The sequence below is a fragment of the Pseudomonas sp. NFX224 genome (assembly GCF_048565165.1).
Classification (GTDB): domain Bacteria; phylum Pseudomonadota; class Gammaproteobacteria; order Pseudomonadales; family Pseudomonadaceae; genus Aquipseudomonas.
On the sequence record NZ_CP183416.1, the window covers coordinates 869687 to 886385 of the forward strand.

Below are 16699 nucleotides of genomic sequence, written 5' to 3' on the forward strand. Positions count from 1 at the left end.
GTCAGTCAACCTCTTGAGAACCGGTAAAGGGATTGACGCCCGTGGCCGCAATCGCCGCCCACGCCGTGGCGCCCAAATGAGGCAGGTGGTAATAGAAGAAGTCGTTGGTGACCGAGTCCGGGCCAATCGCCAGCCCCGTGCTGATGCGCTGCGCCGGCGTTGCGAACAGCCAGCCATTGCCCGCCTGCTGAGCCAGCAACACACGCCAGAGCGGTTGTGCCTTTTCACTCAAGCCACTCAAGCGCGCCACTGCCGCCGCTTGAGCCGTACCCTCAGTCCACAAACCATCGGGATCACGGTTAAAGCCGTAACCGTCGCCGGCGCGGTGAGCGTGATCGATAAAGGCAAAGACACGCCGCCAGTCCTTGGGTGGATCGTGCAGCGCGATCAACGGCCAGATCTGCGCGTCCAGCCCCGAACGTTCACGATCCGAAGTCTGGCCATCCGCGCCGGTGCCGATCAGAAAGCGCCCTTCCCCCGCGTCCCACTGGCTCGACACAAACTGTCGGGCAATCTGCGCCTGCCTTGCCGAATCCGCATCCGGCGCCACGGCGTCGAGCGCCGACCATGCGGCGGCAAGGTCGACGTTGTGCTCGGTGGACTTCCAGTTCTGCTGAATCTGATTGGGAAAGTATCCGTAGTAACCACCGCTGAAACCTGCTGGCGATTGTCCGTCGTAAGTTTTTTGCTGTGACCAGCGCAGGACTTTTCGTGCGGCCTCAAGGTAAGACGCGACGCCGCTCTGACGAAAAGCCTCCAACAGCGCCAAAGCCGCCCAAGCCTGATTGCCCGTTGCACTGCTGACTTGATAGGCATCCTGATTCCAGGCGTTGCGTTCAGTACTCCAATATCCGGGCAACTTCATCGACGGCGCACCTACGGGGCCAGCGGCGTACGCGTTGCGCAACCGTCCATCCTGATATTCCGGATCGTGGCGCGTGGCGAATGCCAAGGCGTCGGCAATCCTGAGTGCCGACTCGGCTTTGCCGCAGGCAAACAAGGCAATGCTGGCCAACGCGTTGTCGTAGGTGAACGCCACGCCGCGCAATGCCAGGATCGGTGCTGGCTGGCCATCCAGCGGCGGGTAACTGGCCACCAGCACCGGCCCCGCGGGAAGGGCTGTGACGGCTTGATCCAGTGCGGCGCAGGTCATCGCCGCCAATTGCGGCCTCGCTTGCGCTGCCATGGCGGGCACCTCGAAGGCGATAAGCAACACGGCCAATAACCTGCGCACGCCGTTCATGGCCGCGATACCTCGGCACTGGCCCACAGCCCCGGATTGCAGGTCATGGCGCGCTGGCTATCGGTCAGGTCCGCGGCAAACGTACCGACGACATACACCGAGTTCTGTTCCGCGTAAGGGAACGGCACGCTGTAAGTGTTCGCACGGACGTCCGAAGTGCTGGACAGCAACTGCACAACGCGGGCCTTGAGCGGCTCATCCAGGCCGCGAATTTTCACCGTAAGCACGCTGTCGCGGTCGATCTTGCTGGCCATGCGCTCGGGAAACACCGCAACCACATAGCTCTGCCCGCAATCGGTGGCGCGTAACAGGGTCGACCCGGCCTGCACCAGCGTACCTTGTGGCGCCAGCAGCTCCTGAACCGTACCCGGTGAAAAAGCCACCACGTCGTAGCCGGCCATCAACTTGACCCGGTTCTGTTCGGTTTCGATCAGTTGATTGAGGTTGTCGAGCTCCTGTTGATAAGTGGTCCGGTTGCGCGCCTGATTCTCAAGACTGAGTTTCAAAGTGATCATCTGTGAGCTGAGGTCAAACATGCGCAGTTGATCGGGGTCAAGATAAACCCGCTTGTTCGCGGCACTGACATCGCCGTCATTGATCCGCAATTGCGAACGCACCGACTCTGCCGCACCTTGCAACGAGGCCAGTTGTGCTTTTGACGAAGCGACCACCGCGCCACTCACCGCGCCCTGAACGAACAGTTCGAGGTTGCGTTCGACGGTTTCCTGGGCATCCATCAACCGCGCGCTCGCCGCGCTACTTTCGGCTTTCAAGGCCTTTTGGGTAAACAGCTGGCGGGTATGAAACGCGGCCTGGTATTGCTGACTGGTTTTCTCCAGCTCTTCGTAATAGCGCAGGTCGTGCTCGGCCTGGCTCGCTGACGAAGAGAGCTGTTGTTCAAGCGTCAGGCGCCGGGTTTGCAAAGTCAGTAAGGTTTCCTGGTTCGCCCGCGGGTTTTCCACCACGGCGATTTTCTGGCCCTGACTGAACGTCGCACCGGGCTTGACCGCCAAAGAGCTCACAACTCCATCAATCGGCGTGGTCAGCAGTATCACTGGCGCATTCAAAATGGCCCGTGTAGCCGACGCCGACACCAACGGCATGAGCAGAGTCGACAACAGCAACCAGACGACAAACCCAAGAACTCCCAAACCCACTAGGCGTGGCAACAACGACAAGAGTTTCGATCGTTCTTCTGCCATGTTTGGTTCTCCCGATAAACCAACCGCTTAACAGTCAGGCAACAGCGAGCCGTGACCGCGAGACACTATTGGCAGGGCGAACAAAACAAAAATTGATTAACTTGACGACAACTTGTGCCGACACAGTTTTATTGGGACTTATTGTGATGTGAGCAGGAATCGGATTCCCGTCTTTTTGGAGAGTTGCTGTACAGCGCAGTGGTGACAGAGCATTCCAGGCTCGTGGCAGAGCGAGTTTGTTCTGTGGCGACACTAGAATCAGTGTGTTGGAGTGTCAAGCAGTCAGCTCATACAAATAAATGGCGCCAAATATGTAGCACATCAAAAATTGGATCCATTACAACGACTCAGCTCCAATCCATCGACAACTTATTATTTTTATTCAGGGTTTTTATTTTTTAGAATTAAATGAACTTTGTCACGAAATTTAGATAATTATTAACTTTCAACCAGAAATACTAAAACGATATAAGTCGCCCACAAACAAAAACGCCCCGACCAAAGTCGGGGCGTTTTCATTTTCAGCTAAGGCTTAGCGCGGGAATGCTGGCGGGTTTACACCGGCCATGTCTTCCATCACGCGAACCACCTGGCAGCTGTAACCGAATTCGTTGTCGTACCAAACGTACAGAACAACGCGGTTGTCTTGGGTGATGGTCGCTTCAGCGTCCACAACGCCTGCGTGGCGCGAGCCAACGAAGTCGGTGGAAACCACTTCCTGGGAGCTCACATAGTCGATCTGCTTGTGCAGATCCGAGTGCATGGCCATCTGGCGCAGGTACTCATTGATCTCTTCGCGAGTGGTGGCCTTTTCCAGGTTCAGGTTCAGGATGGCCATCGACACGTTCGGTGTAGGAACACGAATCGCGTTACCGGTCAGCTTGCCCTTGAGCACTGGCAGTGCCTTGGCGGCTGCGGTGGCGGCACCGGTCTCGGTGATGACCATGTTCAACGGCGCGGCGCGGCCACGACGGCTGCCCTTGTGGAAGTTGTCGATCAGGTTCTGGTCGTTGGTGAACGAGTGAACGGTTTCGACGTGGCCGTTGACGATGCCGTACTTGTCGTTGACTGCCTTGAGCACCGGCACGATGGCGTTGGTGGTGCAGGAAGCCGCCGAGATGATCTTGTCGTCAGGGGTGATGTCGGCATGGTTGATGCCGTGCACGATGTTCTTCAGCGCACCCTTGCCAGGTGCGGTGAGGATCACGCGGGCAGCGCCCGGGCAGGCCAGGTGCTGGCCCAGGCCGTCGGCGTCACGCCATACACCGGTGTTGTCGACGATCAGAGCGTTTTCGATGCCGTACTGGGTATAGTCGACTTCAGTCGGGCTCTTGGCGTAGATCACCTGGATCAGGTTGCCGTTGGCGGTGATGGTGTTGTTGGCTTCATCAATGGTGATGGTGCCATCGAACGGACCATGAACCGAGTCGCGGCGCAGCAGGCTGGCACGCTTGACCAGATCGTTCTCGGCGCCCTTGCGGACGACGATGGCGCGCAGACGCAGGCCGTCGCCGCCACCGGTTTTCTCGATCAGGATGCGCGCCAGCAGACGGCCGATACGACCGAAGCCGTAGAGGACAACGTCGGTGCCTTTGCGGCCGGAAGCGTTCTGTTGGCCAACCACGTCGGCCAGTTCTTCACGGACGAACTGCTCGGCAGTACGGCCATTGCCTTCGGCCTTGAATTTGGCCGCCAGCTTGCCCAGGTCCACCGAAGCGGCGCCGAGCTTGAGTTCGCTCATCGCCTTGATCAGCGGGAATGTTTCGTGGACGGACAGCTCGCTTTCGTCGGACTGACGGTGACGAGCAAAGCGGTGAGCTTTGAGAATCGCAATGACTGAACGATTGATCAGGCTGCGGCCATAGATCGAGCTCACCACGTTGTTATTGCGGTAGAGCTGACCGATAAGCGGAATCATCGCTTCTGCGAGTGCTTCACGGTCGATCCATTCACCAAGACACTGGTCGGGCTTCTGAGTCACGGGAACCTTCCACATGTAGGGGCAGAAAAAAGGGGCTACATTATGCCGCCCCATTCCTCTTGTAGCAATGCGCGCCTGTCGTGCGATCCGTAACAAATTCCCGTTCAAAAAATTTACGCTGCGCTAAAGCCCAATAAAACCGGGGCTTCCAGCACAGTCAATTTTTTGGAGACAACGCCACCTTGTCCGTAACCCTCCGTAACACCTGCTGTTTTTACCACTACATATTCAGTATTTATCCGTAAAAAACCGCGGTTTTTTGTCTTTACCACTACATTTCGCCAAACCTGCGTAATAGACGCAGTCTGCAACTGACAGGCGGCACCCGGGGCCGCTACAATTACCGACTTTGTCGCAACGCTTGGAGCTCAACCTTCCGTGCCTGTTCTGCGTCTACCGCATCTCCCTGCCGCGGCAGGTAAACAGCATTGGGGCAATCTGCCCGGTGCCGCCCTTAGCCTCGCCATCGCCGAGGCCGCCAGCGCTGCCAAGCGCTTTACCCTGCTGCTTACAGCCGACAGCCAAAGTGCCGAACGACTGGAACAGGAGCTGAGTTTCTTCGCCCCGGACTTGCCGGTGCTGCATTTCCCCGACTGGGAAACCCTGCCCTACGATCTGTTTTCGCCGCACCAGGACATCATTTCCCAGCGCATCGCGAGCCTGTATCGGCTGCCGGAATTGAGCCATGGTGTGCTGGTGGTGCCGATCACCACCGCCCTGCATCGTCTGGCGCCGACCAAATTCCTGCTCGGCAGCAGCCTCGTGCTGGATGTCGGCCAGAAGCTCGACGTCGAGCAAATGCGCACCCGACTCGAAGCCACCGGTTATCGCTATGTCGATACCGTGTACGAACACGGCGAGTTCACCGTGCGCGGTTCGCTGATCGATTTGTTCCCGATGGGCAGCAAGCTGCCCTATCGCATCGACCTGTTCGACGACGAAATCGAAACCCTGCGCACCTTCGACCCGGAAAACCAGCGCTCCATCGACAAGGTCGATTCAGTCAAGTTGTTGCCGGCCAAGGAGTTCCCGCTGCAAAAAGAAGCAGTCACTCGCTTCAAGGCGCGATTCCGCGAGCGCTTCGATGTGGATTTCCGCCGCTGTCCGATTTTCCAGGATTTGAGCAGCGGGATTACCCCGGCCGGTATCGAGTACTACCTGCCGCTGTTCTTCGAGGAAACCTCCACGCTGTTCGATTACCTGCCCCAGGACACGCAAGTGTTTTCCCTGCCGGGCATCGAACAGGCGGCGGAAAACTTCTGGAACGACGTGCGCAATCGCTACGAAGAGCGTCGCGTCGATCCGTCCCGTCCTTTATTACCACCCGCCGAACTGTTCCTGCCGGTGGAAGACTGCTTCGCACGCCTGAAGAACTGGCCGCGCGTGGTCGCCAGTCAACAGGATGTAGAAAGTGGTGGTGGTCGCGAGCGCTTCCCGGCTCGTGAACTGCCAAACCTGGCGATTGAAGCCAAGGCCACGCAGCCGTTGGCGGCGCTGGCGGAATTCCTCGACCAGTTCCCCGGTCGCGTGTTGTTTACTGCTGAGTCCGCAGGCCGTCGCGAAGTGCTGCTGGAGTTGTTGGAACGCTTGAAGCTGCGACCGAAGACCGTCGACAGCTGGCCGGATTTCGTTGCCGGCAAAGAGCGCCTGGCAATCACCATCGCGCCACTGGATGAAGGATTGCTGCTGGACGACCCAGCCCTGGCGCTGGTTGCCGAAAGCCCGCTATTCGGTCAACGGGTGATGCAACGCCGTCGTCGCGAGAAACGCGCCGACGCCAACAACGATGCGGTCATCAAGAACCTCACCGAACTGCGCGAAGGCGCGCCAGTGGTGCATATCGACCACGGTGTCGGTCGTTATCTGGGCCTCGCAACGCTGGAAATCGACAGCCAGACCGCCGAATTCCTCGCCCTGGAATATGCCGAGGGTGCCAAGCTCTACGTGCCGGTGGCCAACCTGCATTTGATCGCACGCTACACCGGCAGCGACGACGCACTGGCCCCGCTGCACCGCCTCGGCTCCGAGACCTGGCAGAAAGCCAAGCGCAAAGCTGCCGAACAGGTGCGCGACGTCGCCGCCGAATTGCTCGACATCTATGCCCGCCGCGCTGCCCGCGAAGGTTATGCCTTCGCCGACCCGAAAGCCGACTACGCCACGTTCAGCGCCGGCTTCCCGTTCGAAGAAACCCCCGACCAGCAAACCACCATCGAAGCCGTGCGCGAAGACATGCTCGCACCCAAACCGATGGATCGACTGGTGTGTGGTGACGTGGGTTTCGGCAAGACCGAAGTGGCCATGCGCGCGGCGTTCATCGCGGTTCACGGTGGTCGCCAAGTGGCGATACTGGTGCCGACCACCCTACTCGCCCAGCAGCACTACAACAGCTTCCGCGACCGCTTCGCCGATTGGCCGGTGACCGTGGAAGTGATGAGCCGCTTCAAATCGGCCAAGGAAGTCAACGCGGCGGTCGCGGACCTGGCCGAAGGCAAGATCGACATCGTCATCGGCACGCACAAGCTGCTGCAGGACGACGTAAAAATCAAAAACCTCGGCCTCGTCATCATCGACGAAGAACACCGTTTCGGTGTGCGCCAGAAAGAACAGCTCAAGGCGCTGCGCAGTGAAGTCGACATTCTCACGCTGACCGCTACGCCGATCCCGCGCACGCTGAACATGGCAGTGTCGGGCATGCGCGATCTGTCGATCATCGCCACGCCGCCGGCCCGTCGCCTGTCGGTGCGCACCTTCGTCATGGAGCAGAACAAGAGCACGGTCAAAGAAGCCCTGCTGCGTGAGCTGCTGCGTGGCGGTCAGGTCTACTACCTGCACAACGACGTGAAGACCATCGAAAAATGCGCCGCCGACCTCGCCGAACTGGTGCCGGAAGCGCGAATCGGCATCGGCCACGGACAGATGCGCGAGCGCGAACTCGAACAGGTGATGAGCGACTTCTACCACAAGCGCTTCAACGTGCTGATCGCCTCGACCATCATCGAGACCGGCATCGACGTGCCGAGCGCCAACACCATCATCATCGAGCGCGCCGACAAATTCGGCCTGGCACAGCTGCACCAGTTGCGCGGCCGGGTCGGACGCAGTCACCACCAGGCTTATGCCTATCTGCTGACGCCACCGCGCCAGCAAATTACCACGGACGCGGAAAAGCGCCTGGAAGCGATTGCCAACACCCAGGACCTCGGCGCGGGCTTCGTGCTCGCCACCAACGACCTGGAAATCCGCGGCGCCGGCGAACTGCTTGGCGATGGTCAGAGCGGGCAGATTCAGGCGGTCGGTTTCACGCTGTACATGGAAATGCTCGAACGCGCAGTGAAATCGATCCGCAAGGGCGAACAGCCGAACCTCGATCAACCGCTGGGCGGCGGACCCGAAGTCAACTTGCGCGTACCGGCGCTGATTCCCGAAGACTATCTGCCGGATGTTCACGCCCGCCTGATTCTCTACAAGCGCATCGCCTCGGCCACCGATGAAGAAGGCCTCAAGGATTTGCAGGTGGAAATGATCGATCGTTTCGGCCTGCTGCCGGAGCCGACCAAGAACCTGATGCGCATCACCGCCCTGAAGTTGCAGGCCGAGTTGCTGGGCATCAAGAAAGTCGATGGCGGTCCGCAGGGCGGGCGAATCGAGTTCGCGACGCAAACCCCGGTCGACCCGCTGACGCTGATCAAATTGATCCAGAGCCAGCCTAAACGCTACAAATTCGAAGGCGCGACGATGTTTAAATTCCAGGTCCCGATGGAACGCCCGGAAGAGCGCTTTAATACTGTAGAGGCGCTGTTCGAGCGCCTCATCCCGAAAACTGCTTGAAGGACGCCGCATGCGCCTGTTTCGCTCACTGACCTTGCTGACAACGTTAATCACAGCGCTGGTCGCACCCACGGCGTTTGCCGACGATCTGTACCAAATTGAAATGATTCTGGTGCGGCAGAACGCCGTGCCGGCGATTGACAGCCGCGCAGCGCCGGAAGACTGGGATGCCGGCGCCCAACGCATCAACACGGACAGTTTTCGCACGCCGAGCATGAACCCTGAAGTGGAAAAGCTCACCGCCAGCAACGACTACACCGTGTTGCTGCACAAGGCCTGGCAACAGAACCTTGGCGAGGAAGCCACCAAAGTCGCGATCAGCGACGGCAAGGAACAGTTCGGCCAGTTTCCAATTGAAGGCACCCTCAATGTCAAACTTGGACGCTTCACCGACGTTGACGCCGAATTCTGGGTCAACCAGTTCAACTCCGATGGCCTCGTGACCGCCAGCGAACGCCTGAAACAGGAAAGCCATACCAAAAACGGTCAACTGAACTTCCTCGACGCCGGCCATCTCGGCCTGCTGATCAAGATCACTTCATTGACGGCGCCCGCTCCCCGGGAAGCCCCTGAAGTGGTTCCAGACTGATCGAAGCCTCCATGTCCGCGACCCTGAGCAAACCCCTGGCACCTTCCTGGGTCAGCCGATTCAAGGAACAGAGCCTGGAGCGTGGCCGCCGCTACGCACTGGAAAATCGCGTCAGGATCGTCGAGGCCGGCGACGCTACGATCATCGCCGCTTGCGAAGGCTCTGGCGGTAACGTTTACCGTCAGACCATTCGCCTGCGCGAGTCAGCCAAAGGCACTTTGCTGATGGTCGATGCGACATGCTCCTGCCCTGTCCACAGCAACTGCAAACATTGCGCGGCGGTGCTGCTGCAAGTGCAGGAAACCCTTAACTACCCCGCTGCCGCCAAAGACGCCGAACTGCTGGAAAAACTCCAGGCCGTACTGGAAAACCGCAGCCCGAAAGCTCTGCCACAAGTGCTGGTGGATAACGTGCAACCGGTACCACGCCTGTGGCTGGCGAGCATCGAATTCAGTGCTTTCGAACCGCGCAACGGGCGGATGCAGCGTTACATCCAGCATCGCGCGGCGCTGTCCTTCAGTTATCTGGATGAGTACGTTTGCGGACAGAAAAACACTGACATCCTGATCCGCCAGGAAAAACAGACGTTACGGATAAAACGCCATCCGGAAGTGGAACAGTCCTACCGGGAACAACTGCGGATTCTCGGTTTCAAGATCGCCACCCGCCAAAGCAAGGCTTTGCCGGAAAGCGCTGGCGAACTGTTCGAGATGGTCAATGACAGCGCCTGGCTGACCTTCACCCTCAACGAACTGCCGAAGCTGCGCACCCAGGGCTGGGAATTGCAGATCAACGAGGATTTCGGTTTCGACCTGACGGCGGTGGACGACTGGTACGCCACGGTCGAACAGGCGCCGGAACGTGACTGGTTCGACCTGGAACTGGGGATCATCGTCAACGGCGAGCGGCTAAGCCTGTTGCCCATCCTGCTGAACCTGATGCGCTCGCACACCGAAATTCTCAACCCGGAGCGACTGGCCCGACGTCGCGACGACGAACTGATCCTGGTCAACATCCCAAACCGTCCGAACTCCGAGTACGGCCCGTTGCAAGTCGCCCTGCCCTTCGGTCGTTTGAAGCCGGTACTGGCGACCCTTGGCGAGTTCTATCTGCAGGGCCCCGGCGAGACCACCTTACGCCTGAGCAAGGCCGACGCCACGCGCCTGAATCCGCTGGAAGACTTGCCACTGCTTTGGGAGGGTGGCGAGCAGATCCGCACCTTTGCCCAACGCCTGCGTGACATCAAGGACTACACCGCCACCGCGCCCGAAGGCCTGAACGCAACGTTACGCCCGTATCAGCTTGAAGGTTTGAGCTGGATGCAATCGCTGCGGCAACTGGAGGTTGGCGGGATTCTCGCAGACGACATGGGCCTGGGCAAAACCCTGCAAACCCTGGCGCATGTGCTCACAGAGAAAATCGCCGGCCGCCTCGACCGCCCCTGCATGGTGGTAATGCCGACCAGCCTGATTCCCAACTGGCTCGACGAAGCGGCGCATTTCACACCGCAATTAAAAGTACTGGCGCTGTACGGTGCCAGCCGCAAAAAACATTTCGATAACCTCGCCGATTACGACCTGATCCTGACCACTTACGCGCTGCTGCCCAAGGATGTCGAGCGCCTGGCTGCGCAGCCGTTGCACGTTCTGGTACTGGATGAAGCGCAGTACATCAAGAATCCGAACAGCAAAGCCGCGCAGGCCGCCCGCGAGCTGAACGCCCGCCAGCGCTTGTGCCTGAGCGGCACGCCTTTGGAAAACCACTTGGGCGAACTGTGGTCGCTGTTTCACTTCTTGCTCCCGGGTTGGCTCGGCGACGTGAAAAGCTTCAACCGCGATTACCGCGTGCCGATTGAAAAGCGCACCAGCGAAGTAAGACTTCAACACCTTAACGGTCGGATCAAACCTTTCCTGCTACGCCGGACCAAGGAACAGGTGGCCACCGAATTGCCGCCGAAAACCGAAATCATCCACTGGGTCGAACTCAACGAAGCCCAGCGTGACGTGTACGAAACCATGCGCCTGGCCATGGACAAGAAAGTCCGCGACGAGATCACCCGCAAAGGCGTGGCCCGCAGCCAGATAATCATTCTTGAAGCCCTGCTGAAACTGCGTCAGGTGTGCTGCGATCTGCGCCTGGTGAATGATGCCACCCTGCCGGCTCGCGGTAGCACCTCGGGCAAGCTCGATAGCCTGATGGAAATGCTCGAAGAGTTGTTCGAAGAAGGCCGACGAATCCTGCTGTTCTCGCAATTCACGTCGATGTTGGCATTGATCGAGGACGAACTGAAAAAACGCGGCGTGGCCTATGCGCTGCTGACCGGACAGACCCGCGACCGTCGTACGCCCGTGAAAGATTTCCAGAGCGGCAAACGTCAGATTTTTCTCATCAGCCTGAAGGCCGGTGGCGTCGGCCTGAACCTGACGGAAGCAGACACGGTGATTCATTACGACCCGTGGTGGAACCCGGCGACGGAAAATCAGGCAACCGACCGCGCTTATCGCATTGGCCAGGAGAAGCCGGTGTTCGTCTACAAACTGATTGCGCGTGGCACGGTGGAAGAGAAGATTCAGCACTTGCAGAAGGAAAAATCCGACCTTGCGGCAGGTGTGCTGGATGGGCGTCAAGCTGGGGACTGGAAGCTGCAGAATGATGATATCGAGGCGCTGTTTGCGCCGTTGCCGGATAAGTTGGAGAAGCGCTGAGATGTGCAGCGCCTGATAGATCGCCATCGCGAGCAGGCTTGCTCCCACAAGGCATTCACTAATCCTGTGGGAGCGAGCCTGCTCGCGATGAATCCAACTCAATCTATAGCCAGGCTTAGCCCTTGAGCACCCGTGCCAGCGTCGACTTCACCTTACCCATCCCGTCATGCAACGCCTGCTCGATCTCGGCCATAGTAATCACTGCCGTCGACTTGCCCGCCGCCGGGTTCACCACCAGCGCCAGACAGGCGTAGTCCAGTTCCAGCTCACGGGCCAATGCCGCTTCCGGCATTCCGGTCATGCCGACGATGTCGCAACCGTCGCGCTCCAGGCGCGCGATTTCGGCCACGGTTTCCAGGCGCGGGCCCTGGGTGCAGGCATACACGCCATGACTGCTGTAACCCACGCCTTCAGCCGACAGTGCCGCAATCAATTGCTGACGCAGAGGCTCGCTGTACGGATAGCTAAAATCAATATGCGTCACCTGCTCCAGGTCATCGGCGAAATAGGTGTGCTGACGACCGCTGGTGTAGTCGATCAACTGATGCGGCACGCAGAAATGCCCGGTGCCCATCGCCGCATGAATACCACCCACGGCATTGACTGCGAGAATGGCTTCAGCGCCGGCCTGCTTCAGCGCCCAGAGGTTGGCGCGGTAATTCACCTGATGCGGCGCGAAGCGGTGCGGATGACCGTGGCGCGCGAGGAACAGCACTTCCTTGCCGGAATACTCGCCGATCTGTACGTCGGCCGAAGGCGCGCCGTAAGGGGTGTCGACCGCCAATGACTGACGAATGCCGAGCCCCTCGAGCTGAGTCAGGCCGGTACCACCGATAATCGCGTAAACCGTCATAGTGAACAGCCCTTAATCAATCAATTGAGCTTCTTTGAGCGCGCCGACGGCTGCCAGCCAGCGCGGATCCTGACGGTATTCGGTGGATGCGAACGACTGACCGCGCATCCGCGCGATTCGCGCGGACGGCTTGACCTTCAGACGCTGGGCGGCGCTCAGGGCGAGCTCGGCAGCTGCGCGATCGTTGCACACCAGGCCCATGTCACAACCGGCGGTCAAGGCCGCTTCGATACGGCTGGCGGCATCGCCGACCACATGGGCGCCGGCCATGGACAGGTCGTCGCTGAAAATCACCCCGTCGAACTGCAATTCGCCACGCAGGATGTCCTGCAACCAGCGCCGGGAGAAACCGGCAGGCTGGGAATCAACTTGCGGGTAGATAACGTGAGCCGGCATGACGGCGGCCAGTTGCTTGCTGAGTCTGGCGAACGGCACCAGGTCGTTGGCGCGAATCTCGTCGAGGCTGCGCTCGTCGTTCGGGATCGCCACATGGGAGTCCGCCTCGGCCCAGCCGTGACCGGGGAAATGCTTGCCGGTGGCGGCCATGCCGGCGTTGTTCATGCCGCGGATGAAGGCACCGGCGAGCAGTGCTGCCCGCTCAGGATTACCTTCGAACGAACGGGTGCCGACCACGGCGCTGCGCTGGTAATCGAGATCAAGGACCGGGGCGAAGCTCAGGTCCAGGCCAACAGCCAGTACTTCGGTGGCCATGATCCAGCCACACTGCTCAGCCAGATATTCGGCATTGGGATTGTCGGCGATCGCACGCATGGCCGGCAACCGGACAAAACCCTGACGCAGGCGCTGAACCCGCCCGCCTTCCTGGTCCACCGCCAACAGCAGATCGGGGCGAATGGCGCGTATCGATGCGCTCAACTCGCGGACCTGCCGCGGGTGTTCGATATTGCGAGCGAAAATGATCAGGCCGCCCACTTCGGGTTGGCGCAACAGTTGGCGATCTTCGGCCGTCAGCCAGGTACCGGCGACGTCCACCATCAACGAGCCTTGCAGGCCAGCAGTCATAGAGATTCCTTGATAACGATAAATCCGGCTCGCGCCGATACGCCGCCAAGGGCTGTGCCCGGCAGGTCGGCGATATAAATTGGGAGCGGATTGAAAACGAGAGTCGGCATGGGCGGCTAGCTTAGCGGATGTAAGCTGCCGCGCCCACCCGTGCGCGGTCAAACCTTGGCGGCAACCGGTGTCGATTTGCTACGTGGACGCAACTGCGCGGCGGCCATGGCCGCTTCGGTGACACCGGTCTCTGCACGCATGCCGGCCGCGAGGAACGGCACCATCAGGCGCATGACCTGCTCGATGGAGGTGTTTACCCCGAAGTCTGTCTCGGCAATCGCACGCAGCGCCTTGATGCCGGACATGCTGAACGCCGCCGCACCGAGCATGAAGTGCACACGCCAGAACAATTCGATTGGAGGAATACGCGGTGCGGCTTCGTTGACCAGCATCATGTAGCGACGGAACACCTTGCCGTACATGTCTTCCAGATAACGACGCAAGTGCCCCTGGCTCTGACTGAAGGCCAGCCCCAGCAAACGCATGAAGATAGACAGATCGTTACCGCTGCGCGGTTGTACCACCAGCGCTTGCTCGACGAGGATTTCGAGTAGTTCTTCGAGGGTGGGCTTGATTTCAGGCTTGGCCTGGCGCCGCTCCAGCTCTTTATCGAGGCTGATGCAGAATGGCCCGAGGAATCGTGAGAAAACCGCCTGGATCAGCGCCTTCTTCGAACCGAAGTGATAGTTCACCGCCGCCAGATTGACACCGGCCTTGCTGGTGATCAAACGCAATGAGGTTTCAGCGAAACCTTTTTCCGCGAACAATTGCTCGGCAGCATCAAGAATGCGTTCAACGGTTTCCGACTGGGCCATGGCTACTCCGCCTGACAAACACTTGTTTGAAACATACGTTTCAGCCTGTGCCTTGTCAAGTCTGGCAGTTCGTTTTGGGAATGGTCGGTCAGTCATTTAACCATACAACTGCAAAGCTTCAATCAGCAGGCTGATCGACCGTCCGGCGGCCGGCAAAAAAACGGGCATTGCCAAGACCGCTTCACTGTATATAATCCCAGTCACTGTATAAAAAAACAGAGCGATCGATATGCTAAAGCTGACGCCACGCCAAGCCGAGATTCTGGCCTTCATCAAACGCTGCCTGGAAGACAACGGCTACCCACCGACTCGTGCGGAAATCGCTCAGGAACTGGGTTTCAAATCGCCCAACGCGGCGGAAGAACATCTCAAGGCACTGGCCCGCAAGGGCGCGATCGAAATGACCCCGGGCGCGTCCCGCGGTATTCGCATCCCGGGCTTCGAAGCCAAGGCCGATGACTCCAGCCTGCCGATCATTGGTCGGGTGGCGGCCGGTGCACCGATCCTGGCGCAGCAACACGTCGAAGAGTCCTGCAACATCAATCCTGCCTTCTTCCATCCACGCGCTGACTATCTGCTGCGGGTGCACGGCATGAGCATGAAGGATGTGGGCATTTTCGACGGTGACCTTCTGGCCGTCCATACCACCCGCGAGGCCCGCAATGGCCAGATCGTGGTTGCGCGAATCGGCGACGAAGTGACCGTCAAGCGCTTCAAGCGTGACGGCAGCAAGGTCTGGCTGATTGCAGAAAACCCGGATTTCGCCCCTATCGAAGTGAACCTTAAAGATCAGGAACTGGTGATCGAAGGCTTGAGCGTTGGCGTGATTCGCCGCTAAAGGAGGCTTTATGCAGTTCCCACACACATCACAGCAAGCCCAACTGCCACTGCTGTTCGAGGCATTCCTGGCGCAGCCGATGGCGCCGATTCTGAAGGAAGTGGTCGAGTCGCCCTGGAGCGCCGAACCCGAGGTCTTCAGTGAACTGTCTCTGCGTGGTGCAGCCGGGAACTGCCTGAACCTTCTGGCCCCAATCCTCCGGGAGTTGAGCGACGATCAGGACGCACGCTGGCTGACACTGATCGCCCCACCTGCCAGCCTGACTCAGGCCTGGTTACGGGATGCCGGCCTCAATCGCGAACGCATCCTGATACTGCAACCACGCGGAACCCAGAGTGCCCAGCAATTGACCTGCGAAGCCCTTCGCCTCGGCCGCAGTCACACGGTCGTCAGTTGGCTCAATCCACTGAGCGCTACTTCACGGCAACAACTAGTCAGCGCCGCCCGGACTGGGGACGCACAAAGCCTGAATATTCGATTAGGTTAAGGGTGCACGCTGAACAACGCAGGGCTTCTCAAAGGATAGAGAAGCCGATCTGGAGCGGTACTGGATAAATTCGACGGACGGGTATCAATGCAGAACCCGAGAGCCCTCTTCCTTGTCGAATTCACCTTCAACCAGACGTCCAGCCATCTGAACGCCGACGCTCAACATCGCTTTGGCGACTTCGACGTGCTGGCCTTGCAGGAATGCTTTGGCGTCCTCGGAGAAATCCAAAGTAACCAGAGAACCCTCGTCCTCAGCCCTACGCAGCTCGATACGGCCGTCTGGCAACTCGACAATTTCTAGAAAGGACGTTGGCATAAAGGTTTGTTCTCCACGAAAGGCGGGGATTATATAGGCATCGGCTAGGCTTCGCTCGGGATCTTGACCAGATGCCATCACGAAGGGAAATTTCTGACAACACTTTTCCCTGAACGGACAGCCTTGTAGGCCATCCGTTGCAACCTGCCTATTTCAGCACTCGTTCAAGCCTTCGCGAAAGCGGATCGCCAGGCTTTTAAGGTTCTGACGCCAGCTCTCCAGTTCCTCACGACTCAGCTCTTGGGGCGCCTCTTCTTCGTCCAGGTTGACCGCCACAATCAACGGCTGTGTCACGTCACCTTTAGGCTTGCGCGGCGCCCTTGGTGGCTGAAACAGCGCCGCATGAGCCGCCAACAGCTTGGCCAGCCAGGTTTCAGGATTGTTGGCGAGTTCGACCATCTCGGCCATTTCAGGAATAGCGATGCTGTCCAGCACTTCGCGCGTCAGCAGAGATTCAGCCCGGGACGCATTGGCTTGAGGCAAACGATAGAAACCGGCAATTTCGTGACACAGCCCCAACAGTGCGCCGTACAGATGAAACAACGCCGATTCGCGGTTAGCCTGAATCAGCGCCAGGGAATTCATCGCCCGCCCCTCTTCAGCCTTGGCGAGCGCTTCCAGCGACAGGCCGGCGAAATAGATCTTCTGGTTGGTACGGGTATAGAGTTCGTGGGCCATGACGGCAGCCTCCACAGCGAAATAATTGCTTCACACAGGTCGGACAGTGTCGTGGATCACTCGAGTCCACCGCAAGCCCCCTGTAGAA

The 16699-nt window shown here is 59.1% G+C and carries 13 protein-coding genes; 5 read left to right on the top strand and 8 right to left on the bottom strand.

Going from position 1 to position 16699, the window contains the following annotated elements:
* Window position 1: 1 nt before the first annotated feature.
* The 3 genes from ACNYC6_RS03810 to ACNYC6_RS03820 form a co-directional block, all read right to left on the bottom strand.
* Window positions 2-1243 carry a hypothetical protein gene (locus ACNYC6_RS03810; RefSeq protein WP_419711153.1) on the bottom strand — a complete coding sequence of 414 codons (1242 nt, stop codon included), beginning with the start codon at window positions 1241-1243 and terminating at the stop codon, window positions 2-4.
* Entirely contained in the window at window positions 1240-2445 is a 1206-nt protein-coding gene (locus ACNYC6_RS03815) for an HlyD family secretion protein (RefSeq protein WP_419711154.1), read from the bottom strand. The genes ACNYC6_RS03810 and ACNYC6_RS03815 overlap by 4 nt, the downstream gene beginning before the upstream one ends.
* Window positions 2446-2977: 532 nt before the next feature.
* Window positions 2978-4441, bottom strand: a complete 1464-nt coding sequence (locus ACNYC6_RS03820) for a glyceraldehyde-3-phosphate dehydrogenase (protein WP_419711155.1) — start codon at window positions 4439-4441, stop codon at window positions 2978-2980.
* Between the two features lie 363 nt (window positions 4442-4804).
* Here ACNYC6_RS03820 and mfd point away from each other — a divergent pair, with 363 nt between their 5' ends.
* The 3 genes from mfd to ACNYC6_RS03835 are packed head-to-tail and all read left to right on the top strand — an operon-like array spanning window position 4805 to window position 11548.
* Entirely contained in the window at window positions 4805-8254 is a 3450-nt protein-coding gene (mfd, locus tag ACNYC6_RS03825; protein ID WP_419711156.1) for a transcription-repair coupling factor, read from the top strand.
* Window positions 8255-8264: 10 nt separating this feature from the next.
* Complete coding sequence (locus ACNYC6_RS03830; RefSeq protein ID WP_419711157.1) at window positions 8265-8843, top strand: CsiV family protein; 579 nt, start codon at window positions 8265-8267, stop codon at window positions 8841-8843.
* Window positions 8844-8854: 11 nt separating this feature from the next.
* Entirely contained in the window at window positions 8855-11548 is a 2694-nt protein-coding gene (locus tag ACNYC6_RS03835) for an SNF2-related protein (RefSeq protein WP_419711158.1), read from the top strand.
* A 115-nt stretch (window positions 11549-11663) separates the two neighbouring features.
* Here the strand turns inward: ACNYC6_RS03835 and ACNYC6_RS03840 are convergent, their stop codons facing one another.
* From ACNYC6_RS03840 to ACNYC6_RS03850, 3 genes are all read right to left on the bottom strand, one after another.
* On the bottom strand, window positions 11664-12401 hold the full coding sequence (locus ACNYC6_RS03840; RefSeq protein ID WP_419711159.1) for an S-methyl-5'-thioinosine phosphorylase: 738 nt from the start codon (window positions 12399-12401) through the stop codon (window positions 11664-11666).
* A 12-nt stretch (window positions 12402-12413) separates the two neighbouring features.
* On the bottom strand, window positions 12414-13424 hold the full coding sequence (gene nagZ / locus ACNYC6_RS03845) for a beta-N-acetylhexosaminidase (protein WP_419711160.1): 1011 nt from the start codon (window positions 13422-13424) through the stop codon (window positions 12414-12416).
* Between the two features lie 158 nt (window positions 13425-13582).
* Window positions 13583-14290 (bottom strand): TetR family transcriptional regulator, encoded by a 708-nt coding sequence (locus ACNYC6_RS03850; RefSeq protein WP_419711161.1) that lies wholly within the window; start codon window positions 14288-14290, stop codon window positions 13583-13585.
* 229 nt (window positions 14291-14519) lie between these two features.
* Here ACNYC6_RS03850 and lexA point away from each other — a divergent pair, with 229 nt between their 5' ends.
* Window positions 14520-15128 carry a transcriptional repressor LexA gene (gene lexA / locus ACNYC6_RS03855; protein WP_419711162.1) on the top strand — a complete coding sequence of 203 codons (609 nt, stop codon included), beginning with the start codon at window positions 14520-14522 and terminating at the stop codon, window positions 15126-15128.
* A 10-nt stretch (window positions 15129-15138) separates the two neighbouring features.
* The gene (gene sulA / locus ACNYC6_RS03860; protein ID WP_419711163.1) at window positions 15139-15615 is read left to right on the top strand and encodes an SOS-induced cell division inhibitor SulA; all 477 of its coding nucleotides are present in this window, start codon (window positions 15139-15141) and stop codon (window positions 15613-15615) included.
* A gap of 84 nt (window positions 15616-15699) precedes the next feature.
* Here sulA and ACNYC6_RS03865 read toward each other — a convergent pair whose 3' ends face one another.
* Together ACNYC6_RS03865 and ACNYC6_RS03870 are read right to left on the bottom strand one after the other, a co-directional pair.
* A complete protein-coding gene (locus tag ACNYC6_RS03865) occupies window positions 15700-15933 on the bottom strand; it encodes a hypothetical protein (protein ID WP_046041430.1) in 234 nt (77 codons plus the stop codon).
* A gap of 153 nt (window positions 15934-16086) precedes the next feature.
* Window positions 16087-16611: a DUF6586 family protein gene (locus tag ACNYC6_RS03870; RefSeq protein WP_419711164.1), complete on the bottom strand. Its 525-nt coding sequence runs from the start codon at window positions 16609-16611 to the stop codon at window positions 16087-16089.
* Window positions 16612-16699: the final 88 nt, after the last annotated feature.